The sequence below is a fragment of the Reyranella sp. genome (genome assembly GCF_965279465.1).
GTDB lineage: Bacteria > Pseudomonadota > Alphaproteobacteria > Reyranellales > Reyranellaceae > Reyranella.
The window spans coordinates 3,166,068-3,186,444 of the sequence record NZ_OZ257242.1; the positions used below are offsets into that span (position 1 = coordinate 3,166,068).

Genomic DNA, 20,377 nt, shown 5'->3' on the forward strand with positions numbered 1-20,377 from the left:
GGGCCGCATCCATTCCCCTTTGCTTCGGAGACATCCATGAAGAACTTCCTCCAGTCCGGCGAGACGGTCACCGTGACCGCGCCGGAAGCCGCCGACTCCGGCGAATTCCTGGTCGTCGGCGGCCTCTATGGCGTGGCCGTCGCCGCGGCCGAGAACGGCGCACCCGTCGTGCTCAACCGGTGCGGCGTCTACCTGCTGCCCAAGGCAACCGGCGCGGTGTGGGCGCAGGGCGATGAGCTTTTCTGGGACGTGTCGGCCAAGAAGTTCACCAAGGACGCGACCAAGCTGTCGGTTCAGGCGGTGGCTTTCGCGGCCGCGCTCACCGGCGACACCACGGGCGCGGTGCTGCTCGGTGCGCCCGGCGGGCTGAAGATGGCCGCCGGCCAGGCGACCACGGTCGCGGCGTCGGACACCATCGTCACCGGCCTGTCGGCCCTGGTCGCCGCCCTGGCGACCCTCGACAGCGACCTGGTCGACGATCCGGAGTGGGTGTCGGCCTCGATCGGCGACCAGGCCGGCACGCCGGCCGCCGGGTCGTTCCTGCTCAAGACCTGGAAGAACACCTCGGGCAGCGATCCCACGCCGACCGCGGCCACGACCTTCAGCAAGAAGGTCAACTGGGTCGCGTTCGGCTACTAGGCGACTTCATAGTTGCCGGCATGGCATCGCTGTTCGACAGCCTCGCCCCGCTGTTCGTGCAGGTGACGGGCGACGACGTGCCCGTCTCCTACACCCACGCCACGGCCACCACCGACGTGCTCGGCATCTTCGAGGTGCCGGCGCTGATTGTGCAGGGGTTGGCCGACGGCGCCGACATCGTTGACGCCGATGCCTCGTTCCATTGCGCCGAAGCCGACCTGCCGGCCGGCTATGGCGAGGGCGACACGATCCTGCGCCGCGGCACGACGTACGTCGTCAAGGCGCCGATGCCCGACGGCCACGGCATGGTCCGCCTGCCCCTGTTCAAGCGAAGCTGAGGAGCCTCCAATGACTGCACTCTCCATCACCGCGACGCAGGTCTTGCTGGCCAGCGGCCCGGTCGAGCACGGCATTGCCGGCGCTGCAATTACGCAAGGCCAGTCGGTCTACCTGGCCTCGACGGGCAAGTGGCTTCCAGCGCAGTGCGACGGCACGACGGCAGAGGCGGGCGAGAATGGCTGCGGCATCGCCCTGTCGGCGGCCGGGGCCGATGGCCAGCCGGTGACCGTCGCCAAGCCGGGCGCGATCGTGACCCTGGGCGCCGGCGCCGCGCCCGCTGCCGGCGTGGTCTACGTGATCGGGCCGGGCGCCGGGTCGATCGCGCCGGTCGGCGACGTGGTGACCAGCACCAACAAGATGACGGCGCTCGGCGTCGGTCTCACCACCAACCGCCTGCTGCTGTTCGGCGGCACCTATCACGCCGGCGCCGTCGTCGCCTGATGCTCTCCTTCGACATCCGGTCGAACGCGCCGGCCGTGTTCGCCCGATTGTCGGACCTGCAGAAGAAGCATCTCCCGCGCGCCCAGCTCGAGGCGGCGGGCGCGACGGGCCGCTACATCCACGCCGCCCTGCGCTCCGAGATGGGCGAGGTGTTCGACCGGCCGACGCCGTGGACGATGGGCGGTCTCCGCTTCCAGCAGCCGAGCCGGTCGCGCCCCGTGGTGCGAATCTGGCTCGAGGAGTTCGGCGGCAAGGGCATCGCCGCGGCTCAATATCTCGAAGCGGAGATCATGGGCGGCCCACGCAAGCACAAGCGCTTCGAGCGCGCGCTCATTGCAAAGGGGTTGATGCCGGCTGGCACGGCGGCCGTGCCGGGCGGCCAGGCGCCCCTCGATGCCTACGGCAACGTGCCGGGCCCGTTCATCGTGCGCATGCTGTCTGACCTGCAGGCGTTCGGCGAGCAGGGCTACCGCGCCAACCGCCGGGGCGCGCGGCGCGGGGCCAAAAAGACGAACTACTTCTTCGTGCCGCGGCCGGGCAGCCAGCTCAAGCCCGGCGTGTACTGGCACATGCCGAACGGCCTGCTGGGCGTCGTGTTCCGCTTCGTCCGTTCGCCGTCCTATCGCCGGCGGCTCGATTTCTACGGCGTCGCCAACCGCGCCTACGACCGCGTCGCGGCCCGCTTCATGACCGAGGCCATGGCCCGCGCGCTGCGTGCCGATAACCGGTAACCGGAGACGATCTGATGCATGCCCGCCGCCGGATCGTCCTCGCCGTGGTTGCGGCCCTGCGGCCGCTGGTCGATGCCGGCACCGTCACGGCGATCGCGGCCGGCCGTGCCGCGCCGCAGCCCGTGGCGAAGGCGCCTTACCTGCTGGTCTATGCGCGAACCGAGCAGTCGCGCTCGATCAACATGGACGACGATCGCCGCCTGCAGCGCTCGCCGACGCTCGCCATCGAGGCGGTGTTCGCCTCCGTCGAAGACAGCGACGAGAAGGGCGACGACCTCGCACTCGCCGTCGAGGTGGCCATGGCCGCTGACTCGACGCTCGGCGGGTTGATCAAGGACATCGAGCTGGCACGCACCGATCTCGATGCCCGCGCCGACGGCGAGACACGGCTCGGCCGCGTCCGGCTCGAATTTGCCGTCGAGTATCACACCACGGCCGGCCGGCCGGACGCTTCCCTCGACTAAAGGAGACCTTCATGACGACGTACAAGGGCCGTGACGGCCGCCTCAAGGTCGGCGCCAACACGGTGGCGGAGGTGCGGTCGTTCAATTTCACCATCACCGCCGCGCGCGGCGACGACAGCACGCTCGAGGATGAGTGGGACACCCACAAGAGCGTGACCAAGAGCTGGGCGGGGCAGGCGCAGGTCTGGTGGGACCCGGCCGACGCCAACGGCCAGGGTGGCCTCGAGGCCGGCGACGAGCCGACCATCAGCCTCTATCCGACCGGCACCGACGCCGGGAAGGTGTTCTACACCGGCGCCGTGCACGTCGATTCGGTGCAGATCACCAACGAGCGCGACGGGATCGTCTCGGCGGACATCCAGTTCACCGGCAACGGCATCTGCACGCGCAGCACCGTCGGCGCATAGCGAGGGACCATGTCACGAGGCAAAGAACTGCTCGCCCGGCTGCGCGCCGACAACCGGCCGCGCAAGGTGCCGTTGCTCGGCGAGGACGTCTACGTCAGCCAGATCACCATCGCCGAGCAGTCCAAGATCACGGCCATGTTTCCCGAGGACTCGGCGAAGCGCCAGGCGGCGATCCTGGTCCTCAAGATCTGCGATGCCGACGGCAAGCCGCTCTTCACCGCCGACGATCGCGACGCCCTTGTCGGTGAGCCCGGAGCCAACAAGTTCGCCGCCGTGTGGAACGCCATCAACGGCGTGTCGCTGGACGTCCAAGCGGAAAAATGAGGGGCGATCGGTCGTTCGCGTTCGCCGTCTACGCGCTCGCCGATCGCCTCCACAAGACCGTTGCTGAGATCAGCGCGATGACGGTCGAAGAGTTCAACGGCTGGCAGGCCTATTCGATCGTGGCCGAAGAGAAGCGCAAGGAGGCTCGCTGATGCCCTTCGACGGCGCCCGCTGGGCCATCGAGCTTGCCGCCGTCGACAAGACGGCCATGGCGTTCGCATCGGTCGACAAGCGCATGATGCGCCTGCAGGCGAGCCAGGATCAAGTCGCGAAGGGCGGCGTCCTGGCCTCTACCTCGTCGGGCGTGGCTGCCCTTGGAAGCCAGCTCGGGGTGCTTGCCGCCGGCTTTGTGTCGGTCGCAGCGGCGCAGCGACTGTTCGCGACGGCGATGAAGGCGGCCGACCTCGGCGAGCAGGCCGAGCAGGTCGGGGTGAACACCGATCAACTGCAGGCCTATCGCCTAGCCGGCGCGCAGGCGGGCATCGAAACCGGGCAGATGGACGCCGCGCTCACGAAGCTGGCGAGGACGATGGGCGCCGCCGCCGATGGCGGCAAGGAGCAGATCGCGCTGTTCGACAGGCTCGGGGTGAAGTTGCTCGACGCTCGCGGCGAGCTGCGGCCGACGGCCGACGTTCTGCCCGAGGTGGCACGCGGTGTGCGCGAGATCGGCTCGTCGTCACAGCGCACGGCGACCCTGATGGACTTGTTCGGCAAGTCCGGGGCCAAGATGGCGACGGTCCTGCAGGACCTCTCGGCCGGAAACGCCGCGGTGATCGCGTCGGCGCGCGCGCAGAACGCCATCGTCTCGCCCGAGGCGATCGCGGCATGGGACGCGCTCGCCGACCACATGAAGGTCGCCGAGGTGCGCTTCACCTCCCTGGTCGGCGAACTCGGCGCGCCGGTCGCGATGGTCTGGCTCAACAACCTGAACGTCGGCCTCGACCTCGCGGCCAAGACGATGGGCACGATCAAGTCCGGCGTCCAATGGCTGACCGGCAACATGCCCGGCTCGATCCAGGGCAAACTGCAGGGCCAGGTCGACGCGCTCAACAGCGATATCACCGCCTTCATCCAGCGCGGCTATGCCAACGACGACCCGGCATTGAAGGAGATCATCCAGCGCCGCGACGCGCTGGTCGAACAGCTGAAGCAGAATCCGATCACGATGCCGCCGATCACCGTGACCGGCGACAGTGGCGGCGTTAGCAACCCGGCGACCAAAGGAAGCGGCGGCACCGATCCCTACGCCAAGATCATTCGCGACGCCCAACAGTACATCGCGCTCAAGGACGTCGAGACGCGGTCGCTCGGCATGAACGCCGCGGCGGCGGCGGAGCTCAAGCATCAACAGGAGCTGCTGGGCAAGGTGACGGCGGCGAACATTGCCCTCACGCCGAGGGTGACGGCCGATCTGGACAGGCTGGCGGCGGCGATGGCGCAGGCCGATGCCGGGTTCGCCATGGCCAAATTCATGGACGACGCCGTCACCAAGTCGCAGGCCTTCATCGCCGCACAGCAGGTCGAGCGCGACACGCTTTTCATGTCGACCGAGGCGGCAGCCGCCTACCGCATCGAGCAGGAGCTGCTCAATGCGGCGAAGGAGAAGGGCATCACGCTGTCGGTGACCCGGATCGCACAGATCCAGGGCATCGCGGGCGCGCAGGCCGCGGCCGGCGAGAACACGCGCCGCATGACCGAGCTGGTCGGCCTCAGCAAGGACACTCTCAAGGGCTTCATCCTGGACCTTAACCATGGCATTCGCGAAGGCGCCGGTGTCTGGGACATTTTCGGCAATGCCGGCCTCAATGCGCTCGATCGCATCAGCGCCAAGCTGCTCGACATGGCCGTAAACGACCTCTTCAGCCAGGCGTTCGGCGGCGTTCGTGGGGCGGCCGGCGGCTTTTTGGGCAGCCTGTTCGGCGGCCTGTTCGGTGGTGGCGGCGGCGTGACGGCCGTTGCCGGGCCCGCCGGCGGCTACGGCGGGTTCGCCGGCTACGCGATGACGCTACCGGGCTTCGCCACCGGCGGTGTGCCACCGATCGGCGTGCCCTATCTGGTCGGCGAGCGCGGGCCAGAGGTGCGGGTCGACGGGCGGCCCGGCCAGATATTCAACCGCGGCCAGTGGGACGCGATGGGCGGCAGCAGCAGCGGGCGGGGGATCATGATCGTGGTCACCGGCGATACCGACCTGGTGCGCGTGACCGCGCGCGACGAGGCCGGCAGGGCCATTGCCGTCGCCGCCCCGCAGATCGAGGGAAGATCGGTCAAGCAGGCGACGCAGCTCGCCCCGCGCGCCGTCGCGCACGACAAGGCGACCCGCTCGCTGGACTGGCGGATGTCCCATGGCGATTGATGTCCCGCTCTGGCCTCCGGGAATATTGACGCCGGCGCAGGCTTCCGTCGATCCGGTGGCGTTCACACGCAAGGGCGGCCGATCCCTGGCCGGCCTCCAGCTCGCCACGACGACCGACCGCGGCTACTGGGCGGCGGCGTACAAGGGCGTCGCGCTCAGCGGGAAACAGCAGCGCCGGCAGTGGAACCTCACCCGCCAGCGGCTGGGCGGCATGGCGGGCGTGATCGCCATCCCGGCATGGAGCTTCGACTCGGCGCCGTGGCTGCCGGGCACGGTGCGGGGCAAGTTCCTGACCCCGCATTCGGACGGCAGCCCGTTCTCCGACGGCAGCCTGTACAGCCAGGCCGGCATCGTGGTCGAGCTCGTGAATGCGGCCGAGATCGGCGACACGTCGGTGACGCTGCGGCTGGTCTACGGCATCGACGATCTCGGCGGCGTCCGGTTCAGCCACGACCATGCGCTCTATGAGACGGGCATGGTGACCGATGTCGACGGCGATGAGTGGACCGTCGATGTCTTCCCCGACGTGCGCGCCCCGATCCCGGCCGGCGTGCAGCTCGAGTTCGACATGCCCACCGTGCTCGTGCACCTCGCCACCGATCGCGAGATGGACCTCACCTTGAGCCGCGGCACGCTCGACAAGGCCGACGTGAGCTTCATCGAGGCGGTCGACTACTGGGCCGACCTGGCCGGCTGAGAAAGGAAACGTCGTGAGCAAGGGCAACACCTTCGAGAGCGATGTGCTCGACCTGATCCTGAACGGCACGCCGATCGCCAACATCGCCGACAACGCGGCCTCCTCGCCGCTCGCCAACCTCTACGTCTCCCTGCACACCGCCGATCCGGGAGAGGGCGGCAGCCAGACGACCAGCGAGCTGAGCTACACCGGCTATGCCCGGCAGGCGGTCAGCCGTGGCGGCAGCGGATGGACTGGCAGCGGCAACAGCCGGTCGCCCGCGGCGGAGATTTCGTTTCCGGTCTCGACCGGCGGCGCCGGCGGCACCATCACGCATTTCGCGGTCGGCACGGCGGTCTCCGGGACCGGCAAGATCCTCTACTCGGGCGCGCTCAATGTCTCGATCGCCGTCTCGAGCGGCGTGCAGCCCAAGCTGAGCACGGCGACGACCATCACCGAGGACTGAGGCGCCCGTGGCCCTCACGATCGCCAACGAGGCGACGGCCAACAGCACGAGCTCCGGCCCGACCCTTGCGTTGACCGCCACGGCCGCGGTCGGGACCATGCTCGTGCTGGGCGTGGCAGCCGACAATGCCGGCACGTTGGGCGTCCCGTCGCTCTCGACCACCGTCACCGACAGCGCCGGCAACCTCTGGATCAACCGGAGCCTGGTCAACCAGACCTCCGGCGCGGCCTCCGACGGCACGACGCTCGGCATCTGGACCTGCACCGTCGGCACCGCGCTGGTGGCCGGCACCGTCACGATCTCCTTCTCGCCCGACACTGCGGCCAAGGTCGCCGTGCTGCAGAAGGTGACGCCGGGCGCCGGGGAGACGGTGCTGGTGACGGCGGTCGGCGCCGGCGTCTTTGGCAACGGCACGGCATGGGCGGCGCCCGCCGTCTCGGTGGCGAACGGCGACACCATCTTCGGCTTCCGCGCGATCGAGACGACCTCGACCACGACCGCCGACAGCGACACGACGAACGGATCGTGGTCGAGCGTCTACAGCGCGGCCGCCAGCACCGGCACGACGACCTCGTCGCAGGCGATCGCCACCCAGTACAAGACGGTCAACGCCACCGGCGATCAAACGTTCGATGTCACCGGGGGTGCCGCCCGCGACTTCGCCATCAACACCCTCGTCCTGTCGCCGGTCACCGTCTCCGGCACCGCCAATGGTGTCGGCGCCGCCGACGGAACGGTCACGGCCACCGGAACGGCCGTCGGAACGGCAGACGGGAGCGGGGCAGCGGCAGCGACCGCCACCGCCATCGGCACAGCCACCGGCGCGGCCGCCGGCAGCGGGACGGCCGCCGCCACCGGCATCCGCGCCAGGGTCGTCATCGGGCGCGCTGCGGGCCGTGCCACCGCCCGCGGCGTCGTCACCCGGGCCGGAGGCGGGGTGGCCCGGCGGCGCACGGCGCGCATCCTCTTCCGCTTCGACTGGGCCGACGGGCAGGTCACCCGGCTCTGGCTCGGCGCCGGTCTCTACGTCGACGCCGACGGCGAGATCTGGCGCGGCGCGGCGCTGGTCGATGACAGCCAGCTCGACGACATCGAGGCCGCCATCAACGGCAACGCGACGGCCCTCAATGTCGCGCTGTCGGGCGTCTCGCCGGAAACCGCCGGAATGGTGTGGACCTACTACCAGGACGGCAACCTGATCAGCTCGACCGTGCAGATCATGATCCAGCCCTGCGATGCGCGGCACCGGCCGGTCGGATCGCCGCGGGTCGTGTTTGGCGGGACGATCGACAACGCGGTGTTCGAGGACACGGCCAGCGATGAAGGCGTCGTCTCGACCGTCACGGCGCAGATCTCGAACAAGTTCCAGGTCAGGAACCTGGCCAACGGCGCCGTGCTGAGCGACGCCGATCAAAGGGCGCGGTCGGCGATCCTGAACCCCGGCGCGGAGCCCGACCGCTTCGCCGAGCGGGTCGTGCTGATGCAGACCAAGGCGCTGGTGTGGCCGCGCTTCTCGGGGTGACGCCGATGATCGATGTTCTGGACGACCTGCTTCCCGATCCGATGGCCTATCTGGCCGAGGTCCGTCGCCTGTCGTTCGGGAGCGTGACCTTCGGTCCGGACACCTTCAAGGGGATCGCCCTCGCGCACCGGGACGACGTCGACAGGATCGCCGAGACGCACACCAGGGCGTCTCCGGCCCTGTCCTTCTTTCGACGGTCGCCGCTCGGTCAGGTCGAGCCGAACTACATCCACTGCGACGCGGGGATGGGTGATTTCACCGGCATATTCTATCTGAACCCGGAGCCGGCCGAGGGCGACGGGACCGCGTTCTGGGAGCGGAGCGGAGACGACTGGAAGATGACGCGGCTGGTGCCGGCCAGGTTCAACCGGCTGCTCCTCTTCACCGCCGGGCTGCACCATTCGCGCGCGCTGTTCGACAACTATGGCGAGGGCGACGGGGCCCGCCTGATCCAGGTGATTTTCCTTCGGGAACGGCCGCCGCTTCGGTCAGGTCCGAGGGTGTCTCTGGTCCGCTTGCCCGACTGGAAGCCACGCCTGGTCGAGCTGGCGAACCGGCACCGGGCGACGCCCTATCGCTACGGCGAACACGACTGCGCCACCTTCGCGCGAGATGCCGTCGAGGCGGTGACCGGCACCGTCCTGCTGCCCGAGGCCGAGCGCCAGGCGGGCTGGCTTGCCGCCGCCCGGTTCATGATCGCGCGCGGCTGGGAGACCGTCGAGGCAATGGCCGACGAGTTGCTGCCGCCGGTCGATGCCGCCCTGTCGAGGCCGGGCGACATCGTGTCGTTCGAGCAGGGCGGCGAACTGCACCTCGCGGTGAGGATGGGCGATGCCGCCGTCTCGCCGGGCCTGCAGGGGCTGTTTCCCGTCGGCGGCGGCCACTGGCATCGCGCCTGGAAGGTGGGCTGACGCATGGCGTTCTTTTCCGGCGCCATCCTCAGCAGTGTCGTCATCAGCCTGGCGATCTCGGTGGCGCTGACCGTCGCCCAGATGCTGCTGTTTCCCCGCCAGCAGCCGCAGCGTCCGCAGCAGCAGCAGCCGAACCTCTCGCCGCCGCCCAACGGCACCGTCAACGAGCGGCAGGCCGTGCCGCCGCTGCGCGCGATCTGCGGCAGGGTCCGCACCGGCGGCGATTACGCCACCCTCGAGGAGAAGGGCGGCATGGCCTACCACGTCCTGGTCCATGCTGCGCATCGCATCGAAGGCTACGTCCAGCACTGGCTGCACGACGAGCTCGTGACGCTGGACGAGAACGGCCGGGTCACTGCGCCGGCGCATTTCGGGGCGGAGGTCGTGCGGATCAGGACGCGCCGCGGTGTGCCGGCGGAAACCGAATGGTACGAGCTGGCCGCCGCGCTGCCGGGCATCTGGACGAGCGAGCATCGCGGCGATGGCCTCAGCCAGGTCCGCATGACCTGCGCCCCGGTCGATGCCCAAAGCTTCGCGAAGATCTATCCGCAGGGCATGCCGCTGCACACCTGTCTGGTCGACGGCGCCCGGATCTACGATCCCCGCGACGACGATCAGGACCCCGACGATCCCTCGACGTGGGTGTTCTCGCGCAACCTGGCGCTGATCCGGTTGCATCATCTCACGCATCCGGCCGGCGGCCGCCAGACGCTGGCCGACATGTACCTGCCGGACTGGCAGGTCGCGGCCGATGTCGCCGACGAGCTGGTAATCAACCGCGACGGCGCCGAGGAGCCGCGCTACTGGGGCGGCGTCACCTGGAAGTATAAGGGCGACGGCCAGGACGCCGTCACGATCGGCACCAAGATCGATGTCGCCGGCGAGATGGTGATCTACAGCCGCGGCGACGGCCGAATCGGCGTCCATGCCGGGCGGATGGAGGTGCCGTCGATCCGGCTCGATGCCCGGCACATCACGTCGATCAGCTACGACGCCAACCAGTCGCAGGCCTCGACGGTGCTGGCTGCGCGCGGCCGCTTCACCGACCCCCGCAACGCCTGGACCCTGAGCGATGCCGCGATCTACGGCGATCCCTACAGCGGGGACGAAAGCACGCAGCGCACCGCCACGGTCGAGAACGACGTCGTCCAGAGCCACAACCACATCCAGCGCCTGCAGAAGCTGAAGTTCATCCGCGCCAACGCCCCGAGGGTCGCAATCAAGATCGCCTATGACGAGGACGTCGCCGACGTGCTCGGGGCCCGCTTCGTGCGGGTCCACTATCCGAGCCGCGGCCTCGACGAGGCGGTGATCGAGATCGTCGAGGGAGCCAAGCTCAGCCTGGCGCCGGACGATTTCAGCATCAGCTTCCAGGGCATCGTGGTGCCGGCCGATCTCTATGCCTTCAACGCGGCCACCGAGGAGGGCATCCCCGGCGGTATCGTCGGGCCGATCGAGGCGACCGGCGTGCCGGTGCCGACCGGCTTCGCGATCGAGATGAAATCCGAATCTCTCGCCTCCGGGGCGACGGCCTCCTACGTGCTGGCGCACTGGACCCATTTCGAGGACACCTTCACCCACGAGCTGCAGTACCAGGTCTCGGACGGCAGCCGGCCGCCGCGGTCGGTCGCCTCCAACCCGGACGAGGACGAGGTCCGGACGCCGAGCCTCGAGGCCGGCGTGACCTATCGCCTCCGCCTGCGCGCATGGTCGGCCGGCGCGCCGTCGGCCTGGACGGACTATCTCGTGACCGGCGCCGGCGGCGACACTGGCGGCAGCGGAGACCCGACGCCACCGGCGGCGCCGACCGGCTTTTCGGCCGAGGCGGCGACGCCGTTCGGCATCGACGCGACCTGGACCAACCCGGCGAGCGCCAACCTCGACAACGTCGTGCTCTACATCGCGCCGTCGTCGGACTTCGCAACGGCGGCGGTCGAATACACCGACCGCTCCGGCGCCTCGGCGACGCCGACGCACCACGCCACCTGGCCGATCAGCGGGACCTATTACCTCTGGGTCCGCGCCTTCAATGCAAGCGGCACCGGCTCCGACCTCGTCGGCCCCGAGAGCGTCTCGCTGTAACTCCGGGGGAAGCCCGCATGACCTTCGACATCGCCGCACGCTTCGCAGCGGTCTACCGCGACTTCGTGAACGAAGGCGAGCCGACGAGCGGCACCCGCCACGTCCCGAAGTCGGAGATCCGTGAGCTCGGCGAGTATCTGGCCTCGGCGGTCTCGCCGGGGACGATCTATGTCGACGCTCCGGAGTTCGATGTCGGCAGCGGCACACAGGGCCTGGTCGACGCGATCGCCGAGGCAAAGTACCGGGGCGGCGCGCGGATCGAGCTGACCCAGCGCAAGATCAAGGTCCGCACCGGCACCGCGCTGATCGACTTCGACAATGTCTGCATCAGCAGCGCCTACGGCACCGAGATCGTCGCCGACACCGACTTTCCGGCGGCGAACAAGTCGATGTTCAGCGTAGCCGGCGGCGGCAAGGGGGTGGCGCTCACGACCCTGGCGGCCTCGGTCGAGGACCCGCGCAACGTGTTCGACATCGACGTCGCCGACAGCGCGCCGTTCTCCGCGGGCGACACCATCCTGATCGCCGCCCGCTCGGCCAGTGCGAACTACTTCTATGGCATCGACGGCCGGCCGGGCTTCTCGCCGGTGTTCTACGCCGAGACGGTGCGGCTCAAGGACGTGTCGGCGGGCAACCTGCAGCTCGCGGCGGCGCTGCGCTATCCCTACGTCGTCGACACCGGCGTCGTGGTCGATGTGTACAAGCTCGACCTGCTCTCGAACATCCGCTTCTCCGGCCTGCGTGGCGTCGGGCTGGGCTTCGGGCCGGACGGCGAGTGGAACGATCTGGTCAATCAGAGCTTCATCACGGCGGCCTATGTCGAGGGCCTCAGCGTGGCCGATGTGAGCGCGCGGCGGTTCAAGAGCTTCGCCGTGCTGATGCAGAACGTGCGCGGCTCGTATCTCACGAACGTCGACGCCATCGGCATCGACTACACCGATCCCTATGCCGCGGGCGAGACCGACAACGGGCACGGCGGCGTCTCCTGGCACAGCAGCGAGGACGGGATCTGGGACGGTGGCAACGTCGAGAACGTCCGGCACGTCACCGACCTCGCCACGTCGGGCGGCGCTGTCACGAACAATATCACCGTGGCGAGCGTCGTCGCCGATGGCCAGACCGCCTGCGTCTTCGGTGGCCACCTCTGCGACAACCATCACATGTACGGGTGCCGGGCCGAACGCGGCGGCGCCTATATGCGCGGCAAGAACTGGTGGGTCGCGAACTGCAAGTTCGAGGTCTCGGGCCCCCTGAGCGACGACACCGGCGAGGGCATGGACTCGGCGGGCGGCATCGTGGCCGGCGCCGGATACACCGGCGTCGAGTATCCCGAGAATCTCGACATGGGTGTCTGCGGCGTCAGCGACAGCTACTTCCGCTGCGCCATCGGCATCTACCTGCGCAATTCGTGCTCCAGCCTCGTCGTGTCGAACAACATCTTCGATTGCTCGGGCAGCGCCTTCGCCGCCTACGGCAAGGTCTTCAAGAACCACAAGTTCACCGGCAACCAGATCGACCTGTCCCGCCATCTGCCGGGCGCGAACTATGGCCTGGTCTACGGCTTCAGCGACATCCCAATGCTCGAGGTGCTGTTCAATATCTCGGCGGACGACAACACCGTCATCAACGGCACGGCCGCCTATCGCATCCGCGGCACGAAATCGCCCAACTCGCCCGCCGATGGCCTGATCTTCACCAACACCAAGATGGTGAACATCGACTCGGATGCGTCCGCCATCGCCGGTTTCTCGGAGGGCTATTTCGGCGACAACGTCAAGGTCAAAGACGTCGAGGTGCTCGGCAGCGAGCCGTTCAACATCGTCAATCTCGACGACGATCTCGGCTACTTCAGCCGCCGCCCCGAGGTGTCTGGCTACAGCGTGTGGGAGCCGCGCACGATCGGCTATGGCGGCTCGGTCCCGAGCGCGGCCCGGACCACGACGCTGATCGGCGATCGCTTCTTCCGGACCTCGGACCGGACGGACCACATCACGACCGTCTCGGGCACGCTCGGCACGTTGTCGGGCGTCACCGGCTCGATCGCGAGCGGTACGCCGAACCTCACCCTCGCCGGTGGCGGCGACCGCGACGTGACGGTCGGCATGATCCTGTCGGTTGCCGGCGCCGGCGTCGCCTCGGCCGCGCTCGTGGCCCGCGTGAAGAGCGTCACCCTGTCGCCCGGCACGGCGACGGCGACCGCGTGCGTGCTCGACACCAATGCCTCGACGACGGTGGCCGGCGCCGGCGTGACCTACCAGGCCCCGACCGTCACCTGACGCTCGCCTGCGTTCTGAATTTCTGGAGCCGCCGATGACGGACCTGACCGAGATGGGCGCGGCCGTGTGGCGCGACTATGTCACCCCCAACGTGCCGTCGAGCGGCGCGCGGGAACCGCCGAAGTCCGACGTCCGCGCCTGGGCGGCTGCGCTCAGCGCCGCGGTCGGGCCGCTGGCGACAGTGGCCGCCGCCGCGAGCATCGCCCTAGCGCCCGTCCAGCGCGTGGTCGTCGAGCGCCACTCGGCCGATGCTCCCTATGCGCCGGCGTCCTATGTCCGCGTCGCGGAGCAGCCGGTCCGCCAGGCCGGCTTCGAGACCGCCGGCTGGTTCCCCGCGCTCGACGGCGGCTATTTCGAGATCGAGAAGAGCCCGAGAGGCTATCTCACCGCGGACCAGCTCGGCGGCAACGTTGCCGGATTTCAGCGGGCGCTCTCGATCACCGGGCTGGTCGAGATGACGCCTTACTCGGTCGTCGACGATGTCGAGCGCGGCGTCTACGAGTTTGCCCAGGCCAGCGACTTCGTCGAGATCTTCGACCCGGACGATGAAGACATCGTCTCGATGGTCGAGGGTTCCACAGTCATCCGGCAGCGGAACGTCCACATCGCCGGCCGCTATTCGGTGCTGCGCAAGAGCATCACCGGCGACGGGCCCTGCATCGTCGGCGTCGGCACATGGGAGGAGCCGCAGGCCGTGTCGGCGATCGGCGATCCCGATGGCCGGTATTCCACCGTCACGATCGACGACGGCTCAAAGTACAAGCTCGACGATTTCTGCAAGGTGATCGCGGACGATCTCGACGCCGATCTCTCGGGCAACGTGCCGGGCGTCGGCGAGTGGGTGGGCGTCCGCACGATCACGGACGACGTCGTGCAGCTGTCCGGACGGCTCGAGCGATACGGCATCTACGCGACCAACATCCAGATGGCGCGGCTTGCGCGGGCCAACTCCTGGCGCTGCGAGATCGGCAAGATAGAATTCGCGCCCGGCGTCACCGGCGCCGGCATCCTCGCCGAGTCTTTTCATGAACCGTATACGTGGATCGGCAGCTCGCCGCGCTGGTCACCCGGCACCAGTATCGCCGCCAGCCATCGCGCCTGCGTCGGCGGCGACCTCGACGTCGATTATGGCGGCGGCGGCGACGAGCTGGGCAGCTACATCACACGGCTCAGCGGCTGCTACGGCTCGCGCACGATGGTCAAGAACTCGACGGGCGGCCGGCACCCGATCGACATGGGGAGCAGGACGACCTGCTATTCGAAGTTCGCTTCGTACGGTGCCAACTATTACTGCGTCGGGCATGACTCGATCGTGGTCGGTGCGCGGGTAGCGCCGTTCACCTTTCACCACAATACCGTTGGTTGTTATTTCGAGCGCTGCCAGGCCCGTAACTGCGACGGTTCCGGCTTGTCGCTCCGCGGCATCCGCAACGGCGCCCGCGACTGCGTGATCGAGAGCTGCGCCACGGGCATCGCAGGCTTCAAGCAGACCGACGACGACGGCGAGGTGTTCGGCGTTTCGGACGGCATCTGGTTCGAGAATATCATCGTCAAGAACCCGCGCTTCGGCTTCGTGAGCAACAAGGCCGGCAGCATGCGGGTGTCGCGGTGCACGTTCGAGAGCGATGTCGCCGGGCCCGATACCGACGACATGATCGAAATCGATCTGCTCGGCACCGAGCTCATTCTCGAGGACTGCCGGTTCAAATATTCGAACCCCGGCCGGGTGATCAAGAACCAGGTGATCCGCAACATCACCATGGAAAAGCTGACGATGCGGAACGTCGAATTCGACTTCCGCGGCGCCGACCTGCTCGGCAACTTGGTGCTGCTCAACATCCCGGTCGACACGTCGCCGGACGTCCGCATCGACAACGTCATCGTCAAGGCCGACGAAGACATCGCGATCTTCAAGCGCCTCGGCACGCTGGACGCCAAGTCGACCATCGGCGCCATGACCCTGCCGCCCGGGTCGGTCATCGATCGCGACCACGACGAATCTGAGTATGCCGCGTTCGTGCACGGGCCGGTGTTCTTCGGCCACACGAGCATGGTCGGCATCACGCGCGGTTGGAAGATGGCGTTCGATCCAGGCAAGGTGCTGACCCTGCCGATCCCGGCCGGCGCGCACCACATGTCGATCGTGACCTATACGCAGGATGCGCCGAGCCCGAACGGTATCCTGAAGCTGGTCGCGCACACTGTCGATGCGACGGTGCTGAAGTGGCTCCTGGTGGAAGACGACGACGACGCCGATTTCACGCTCACGACCGATGCCGTGCTGACGGAGGATGATGGGTCGTCGCCGACGGGCAAGTTCCTGATCTCGCTCGACAACAGCGCGCATTCCAGCGTCGCCACGATGTATCTCAAGAACAAGAGCGATCACCGCATCGTGTTCTCGGCAAATATCCCGGTGTCGACGGGACGGCCGATCTAGCCGCGGCAGGGGAGCCACATGAACGATCACATCACCCTGTCGCGCGCCGAGCTGGACGACCTGATCGAGGTTGCCGCCGAGCGCGGCGCCCGCAAGGCGCTGGCATCGGTGGGGCTGCACGATGATCGCGCGGCAAACGATGTCCGCAGCCTGCGTGACCTCCTGTCGGTCTACCGGCATGTCCGCAACAGCGCGGCCGCGGCGTTCGGCAAGGCGCTGATGTACGCGCTGCTCGGTGCCGGCGCGCTCTGGCTCGGCATCAAGTTCAAGGTCGGGTTGTAGCCCGCTCTCCAATCACATCGGAGCTTCCATGTTCGACACCGCTGATTACCAGCGCGCGGCCGCGCGCCTCGAGTGTCCCGTCGCACACGTCATGGCGATGGCGGCCGTCGAGAGTTCCGGCGAGACCTTCTGGGCACTGAACGGCCGTCTGGTCGTGCCGGTGCGGTTCGAGGCGCACTGGTTCGGCAAGCTGACCGGCTATCGGTTCAACGACAGCCATCCCGACCTGTCGTGCGTCGAGTGGAGCCCTGCTCTGGCGGCCACGACGCGGGCCGGCGCGTGGGAGCAACTCGAGCGGGCTCGAGTGCTCGACCGAGACGCGGCGAACCAAGCGGCGAGCCATGGCGCCTTCCAGGTCATGGGCTTTCAGTGGAAGCGGCTTGGCTACCCCAGCGTGCAGGCCTTCGTCGACAGCATGAGCGCCGATGGCGACGACGGCCAGATGGATGCTTTCGTACGCTACGTCGAGGCCGATCCTGCCTTGCGGGCGAGCCTGTCGATCGGCGCCTGGCGCGACGTCGAGCAGCGCTACAACGGCGGCGGCCAAGGCGGCGCCTATGCCGTCAAGCTCAAAGCGGCGGCGGCCCTGTATGGCGGCGGGGCCGCCCTATCGACCGCGCCGAGGGTGCTGCGCAAGGGCGACAAGGGCGCCGACGTGGTCGCGGTGCAGACGGCCCTCGGCATCCGCGCCGATGGCGACTTCGGGCCGCTGACCGATCAGGCCGTGCGGCTGTTCCAGGCCGATCGCGGCCTCGTGGTCGACGGGATCGCCGGTGCGATGACGCGCCGGGCGCTCGGCATTTAGGGAGCCTGACATGAACACCGAGAACATCGGGCGCGTGAGCGTCAGCATCCTCGCGATCGCGGCGTTCGTCGCCTACGTCGGCGCCATCCTGTTCGTCCCCATCCCGGCCGAGATGCGGGACGTGGTGAACACCGCCGGCGGCATCCTAGGCGGCGCCTTCGTCGGCGTCATCAACTATTGGATCGGCAGCTCGTCGGGCTCTGCCTCCAAGGACAAGACGATCACCAGCCTGAGCAGCAAGTAACCCAAGGAGACATCATGAAGACCACCGCAACGGCCATTATGGCCGCGATCGCGCTCGCCCTCGGACTGGCCGGATGCGCCGGCACCACGGACGAGCGGCAGGCCATCGCCGACAAGATCACCATCAGCTACGCCGCGCTCAAGTCGGCAGTCGTGCTCTATTCGGCGTTGCCGCCGTGCGGCGACGCCAACGCGACCAGCCTCTGCTCCGACCCGGCCATCGTCGCCCAGGTGAAGAAGGCGCTCGTCGTGGCCGACACCGCCGTCGTCGAGGCGAAGGCGCAGATCCTCGCGTCGACCGACCAGAGCTCGGTCGAGAAGTGGTCGTCCTACGCCACATCCGCCGTCGCACTGCTGGCGCAGACGCTGGCGACGTACGGCATCAAGTGACCCGCCTCGCTCGCCACCTCCTCGCCATCGCTGTCGCTTGGACGCTCGTCTGGCTGTTCCTCGGCGTCCTGGTGGGGAGGGCGAGCGCCTAGGACGGCGCGCATGGCGTCGGGCATGCCGAGATGCATGCGGACTACAAGCAGTGGCGGCAGCCGGACCAGCCCGGCATGAGCTGCTGCAACGATGCCGACTGCCGGCCGACCCGCGCCTTCAAGGATGACTTCGGTCACTGGCGGGCGTGGGACGGGCGGCGGTGGCTTTTCGTGCCACCGGCCAAGGTGCTGGCGCCAGACCTGCTGCGGGACGGCCGCTCGCACCTGTGTGCCTCGCCGGAGGGAAACGTGTACTGCCTCAGCCCGGCGGAACCGAAGATATGACGGCGCGCGCACCCGCCATCCTCGTGCTGCTGCTGCGGCTCGTGCCGGCGCTCGATGGCATGATCCGCGATGGGCGGATCGGTCCAGACATCCGCGAGGCTTGCCTGCGGGTGATCGCCGAAAACCGCTCGGCAGTTCACGTCGAGTGGGACCATCTCGAGCAGATCATCCGGCAGGACCAGGCCGTCGCGCGCGCTGTGCCCGGCGGCGGGTAGCCCACGAGATCGGCACTGGATTCGTCCGGTGCCCGATACGGCCGCAAGGCCGTGCCCGCGTCGCGCCTGCGAAGGCGCGTGGGCGTTTCCTCCCTAACCTTGCGCCCGCTGCCCTACGGGGTGGCGGGCGCTTTTTTCGTTTCAGCGCGTCGGCTTCCAGCGCAGCTTCGGTGCCACGAACTCCCGGCCGGTCCGCCGCGTCTCGTGGCTATAGGCGGGCGGCGCGTCGTCTGCGTCCCTGATCTCGCCGCGCGCCCTGCAGCGTGCGCAGACGAACGGGCAGGGGTCGAAGGGCACCTCCAGTGCCGGCATGTACGCGTAGCGCCGGCAAGGATGGCAGACGACGACCTGCGGGCCATGCGCCCAGATGACGGCGCGGCAGGTGCCGGGACGGTGTGGCCAGTTCTTCATGCCCATGGGCGGCACTCGTATCGCTCCGGCCAGCGAACAGCACGTGAACTCCTCCCCAGGCTTCCCCAACGGTTGCTGTCGTGTTCACGGCAAACTCTGTCTCTCCCTGTCGCGGGACGGGCGCTGTGGAAGACAGAAAGTCCATATGCCAAGGGATTAAATGGTGCTGCCGGACAGGATTGAACTGTCGACCTCTCCCTTACCAAGGGAGTGCTCTACCACTGAGCTACGGCAGCAACGGCGCCCGACACCGAGCGCGGGCGGGGATATGCCATAGGGGGGCGGGCGGTTCAACCGCTCCCGCCCGCCGAAACCATGCGATCCAGGCGGCTTGCGGTCGGCACTGGCCGATGCCTACCATCCCGCTCAAAGATGATGGAGGAAACCCATGGACTGGCGCCCGATTTCCGCTGATTCGCATATCACCGAGCCACCGAGCTGCTACGTCGACCATATCGACCCGGCTTACCGTGAGCGTGCGCCCCGGGTGGTGCACCGCGAGGGCATCGGCGACACCTTCATCGTCGAGGGTATGAAAACGCCGGTTCCGCTCGGCCTGGTCGCCGCCGCCGGTATCGCGCCGAAGGATCTGCGCATGGGGGGCGCGAAATTCGAGGACCTGCATCGCAGCGGTTGGGATCCCAAGAACCGGCTGGCGGACCAGGACAAGGACGGCGTCGCCGCCGAGATCATCTATCCCACGGTCGGGATGATGATCTGCAACCATCCCGACTTCGACTACAAGAAAGCCTGCTTCGACGCCTACAATCGCTGGCTCCAGGAATATTGCAGCCTGAGCCCCGACCGCCTGGTCGGCATGGGCCAGACCGCGATGCGCTCGGTGAAGGAGGGGATCGCCGACCTCGAGCGCATCAAGGCAATGGGCTTCAAGGGCGTGATGATGCCCGGCAATCCCGCTGAGAAGGATTACGACGATCCGATGTACGACCCGTTCTGGGAAGCCGCGGTCGCGCTCGAGCTGCCGCTCTCCTGGCACATCCTGACCTCGAGCGGCGACAACCAGCTCTCCAAGCCGCGCGGTCCGAAGCTCAACGGCTTCCTGGCGATCATCCGCGGCTGCCAGGACATCATGGGCATGCTGGTGTTCGGCGGCGTGTTCGAGCGTCATCCCGGCCTGCGTGTCGTCTGCGTCGAGGCCGACGCAGGATGGGCGCCGCATTTCAGCTACCGCATGGACCACGCCTACAAGCGCCACCGCTACTGGATGAAGGGCAGGGAACTGGCCCGCCTGCCGTCGGAATACTTCCGCGACCATATCTCGCTCACCTTCCAGGACGACTGGACGGCATTCCAGTTCGCCGACCGTCTGGGGCCGCACCAGCTGATGTGGGCGAACGATTTCCCCCACAGCGATTCGACCTGGCCGTGGAGCCAGGACGTGATCAAGGAGCAGACCTCGCACCTCGATCCCGTGCTCAGGAAGCGCATCCTGCGCGATAACGTGGTGGAGCTGTACAAGCTCGCCGCGTAGGCGGCGAGCGGCGGGCGGCAGCGCCTTCGGGTGATTTGGTCGTGTCCGACCAAATCACTGAGGCGCGGGAGCCCGCGCGGTTCAGAACGAA

24 protein-coding genes and 1 tRNA gene are annotated in these 20,377 nt (G+C 68.2%); 23 read left to right on the forward strand and 2 right to left on the reverse strand.

Annotated features, from left to right (window positions below):
- Positions 1–36 precede the first annotated feature (36 nt).
- From ACQY8M_RS15465 to ACQY8M_RS15570, 22 genes are all read left to right on the forward strand, one after another.
- Positions 37–639: a DUF2190 family protein gene (locus ACQY8M_RS15465; RefSeq protein ID WP_428673699.1), complete on the forward strand. Its 603-nt coding sequence runs from the start codon at positions 37–39 to the stop codon at positions 637–639.
- Positions 640–659: 20 nt separating this feature from the next.
- A complete protein-coding gene (locus ACQY8M_RS15470) occupies positions 660–977 on the forward strand; it encodes a head-tail joining protein (protein WP_428673701.1) in 318 nt (105 codons plus the stop codon).
- 10 nt (positions 978–987) lie between these two features.
- Positions 988–1,419 carry a capsid cement protein gene (locus ACQY8M_RS15475; RefSeq protein WP_428673703.1) on the forward strand — a complete coding sequence of 144 codons (432 nt, stop codon included), beginning with the start codon at positions 988–990 and terminating at the stop codon, positions 1,417–1,419.
- Positions 1,419–2,150, forward strand: coding sequence for a hypothetical protein (locus ACQY8M_RS15480; RefSeq protein WP_428673705.1), 732 nt, complete (start codon positions 1,419–1,421; stop codon positions 2,148–2,150). Before ACQY8M_RS15475 ends, ACQY8M_RS15480 begins: the two co-directional genes overlap by 1 nt.
- Positions 2,151–2,164: 14 nt before the next feature.
- Positions 2,165–2,614 carry a hypothetical protein gene (locus ACQY8M_RS15485; RefSeq protein ID WP_428673707.1) on the forward strand — a complete coding sequence of 150 codons (450 nt, stop codon included), beginning with the start codon at positions 2,165–2,167 and terminating at the stop codon, positions 2,612–2,614.
- An 11-nt stretch (positions 2,615–2,625) separates the two neighbouring features.
- Positions 2,626–3,021 (forward strand): hypothetical protein, encoded by a 396-nt coding sequence (locus tag ACQY8M_RS15490; protein WP_428673709.1) that lies wholly within the window; start codon positions 2,626–2,628, stop codon positions 3,019–3,021.
- Positions 3,022–3,030: 9 nt separating this feature from the next.
- Entirely contained in the window at positions 3,031–3,345 is a 315-nt protein-coding gene (locus ACQY8M_RS15495; RefSeq protein WP_428673711.1) for a phage tail assembly chaperone family protein, TAC, read from the forward strand.
- Positions 3,342–3,497 (forward strand): hypothetical protein, encoded by a 156-nt coding sequence (locus tag ACQY8M_RS15500; protein WP_428673713.1) that lies wholly within the window; start codon positions 3,342–3,344, stop codon positions 3,495–3,497. The genes ACQY8M_RS15495 and ACQY8M_RS15500 overlap by 4 nt, the downstream gene beginning before the upstream one ends.
- Positions 3,497–5,698, forward strand: coding sequence for a hypothetical protein (locus ACQY8M_RS15505; RefSeq protein WP_428673715.1), 2,202 nt, complete (start codon positions 3,497–3,499; stop codon positions 5,696–5,698). Before ACQY8M_RS15500 ends, ACQY8M_RS15505 begins: the two co-directional genes overlap by 1 nt.
- The gene (locus ACQY8M_RS15510) at positions 5,688–6,395 is read left to right on the forward strand and encodes a hypothetical protein (RefSeq protein WP_428673717.1); all 708 of its coding nucleotides are present in this window, start codon (positions 5,688–5,690) and stop codon (positions 6,393–6,395) included. The genes ACQY8M_RS15505 and ACQY8M_RS15510 overlap by 11 nt, the downstream gene beginning before the upstream one ends.
- A 13-nt stretch (positions 6,396–6,408) precedes the next feature.
- The gene (locus ACQY8M_RS15515; RefSeq protein ID WP_428673719.1) at positions 6,409–6,840 is read left to right on the forward strand and encodes a phage tail fiber protein; all 432 of its coding nucleotides are present in this window, start codon (positions 6,409–6,411) and stop codon (positions 6,838–6,840) included.
- Positions 6,841–6,847: 7 nt separating this feature from the next.
- Positions 6,848–8,362 carry a hypothetical protein gene (locus ACQY8M_RS15520; protein WP_428673721.1) on the forward strand — a complete coding sequence of 505 codons (1,515 nt, stop codon included), beginning with the start codon at positions 6,848–6,850 and terminating at the stop codon, positions 8,360–8,362.
- 5 nt (positions 8,363–8,367) lie between these two features.
- Positions 8,368–9,273 (forward strand): DUF6950 family protein, encoded by a 906-nt coding sequence (locus ACQY8M_RS15525; protein WP_428673723.1) that lies wholly within the window; start codon positions 8,368–8,370, stop codon positions 9,271–9,273.
- Between the two features lie 3 nt (positions 9,274–9,276).
- On the forward strand, positions 9,277–11,355 hold the full coding sequence (locus ACQY8M_RS15530; RefSeq protein WP_428673725.1) for a hypothetical protein: 2,079 nt from the start codon (positions 9,277–9,279) through the stop codon (positions 11,353–11,355).
- Positions 11,356–11,372: 17 nt separating this feature from the next.
- On the forward strand, positions 11,373–13,631 hold the full coding sequence (locus ACQY8M_RS15535) for a hypothetical protein (protein WP_428673727.1): 2,259 nt from the start codon (positions 11,373–11,375) through the stop codon (positions 13,629–13,631).
- A 34-nt stretch (positions 13,632–13,665) separates the two neighbouring features.
- Positions 13,666–16,071 (forward strand): hypothetical protein, encoded by a 2,406-nt coding sequence (locus tag ACQY8M_RS15540; RefSeq protein ID WP_428673729.1) that lies wholly within the window; start codon positions 13,666–13,668, stop codon positions 16,069–16,071.
- A gap of 18 nt (positions 16,072–16,089) precedes the next feature.
- Positions 16,090–16,353, forward strand: coding sequence for a DUF6127 family protein (locus ACQY8M_RS15545; protein WP_428673731.1), 264 nt, complete (start codon positions 16,090–16,092; stop codon positions 16,351–16,353).
- Positions 16,354–16,381: 28 nt separating this feature from the next.
- A complete protein-coding gene (locus tag ACQY8M_RS15550) occupies positions 16,382–17,158 on the forward strand; it encodes an N-acetylmuramidase domain-containing protein (protein ID WP_428673733.1) in 777 nt (258 codons plus the stop codon).
- A 10-nt stretch (positions 17,159–17,168) separates the two neighbouring features.
- On the forward strand, positions 17,169–17,402 hold the full coding sequence (locus ACQY8M_RS15555) for a hypothetical protein (RefSeq protein ID WP_428673735.1): 234 nt from the start codon (positions 17,169–17,171) through the stop codon (positions 17,400–17,402).
- Positions 17,403–17,416: 14 nt separating this feature from the next.
- Positions 17,417–17,791, forward strand: coding sequence for a hypothetical protein (locus tag ACQY8M_RS15560; protein WP_428673737.1), 375 nt, complete (start codon positions 17,417–17,419; stop codon positions 17,789–17,791).
- Between the two features lie 122 nt (positions 17,792–17,913).
- Positions 17,914–18,168, forward strand: coding sequence for a hypothetical protein (locus ACQY8M_RS15565; protein WP_428673739.1), 255 nt, complete (start codon positions 17,914–17,916; stop codon positions 18,166–18,168).
- Positions 18,165–18,383 (forward strand): hypothetical protein, encoded by a 219-nt coding sequence (locus ACQY8M_RS15570; protein WP_428673741.1) that lies wholly within the window; start codon positions 18,165–18,167, stop codon positions 18,381–18,383. Before ACQY8M_RS15565 ends, ACQY8M_RS15570 begins: the two co-directional genes overlap by 4 nt.
- A gap of 141 nt (positions 18,384–18,524) precedes the next feature.
- On the opposite strand, the gene ACQY8M_RS15575 is transcribed toward ACQY8M_RS15570, so the two are convergent.
- Complete coding sequence (locus ACQY8M_RS15575) at positions 18,525–18,794, reverse strand: hypothetical protein (RefSeq protein WP_428673743.1); 270 nt, start codon at positions 18,792–18,794, stop codon at positions 18,525–18,527.
- 161 nt (positions 18,795–18,955) lie between these two features.
- A tRNA-Thr gene (locus ACQY8M_RS15580) sits at positions 18,956–19,030 on the reverse strand.
- A gap of 152 nt (positions 19,031–19,182) precedes the next feature.
- Here ACQY8M_RS15580 and ACQY8M_RS15585 point away from each other — a divergent pair.
- Positions 19,183–20,286, forward strand: coding sequence for an amidohydrolase family protein (locus ACQY8M_RS15585; RefSeq protein ID WP_428673745.1), 1,104 nt, complete (start codon positions 19,183–19,185; stop codon positions 20,284–20,286).
- Positions 20,287–20,377: the final 91 nt, after the last annotated feature.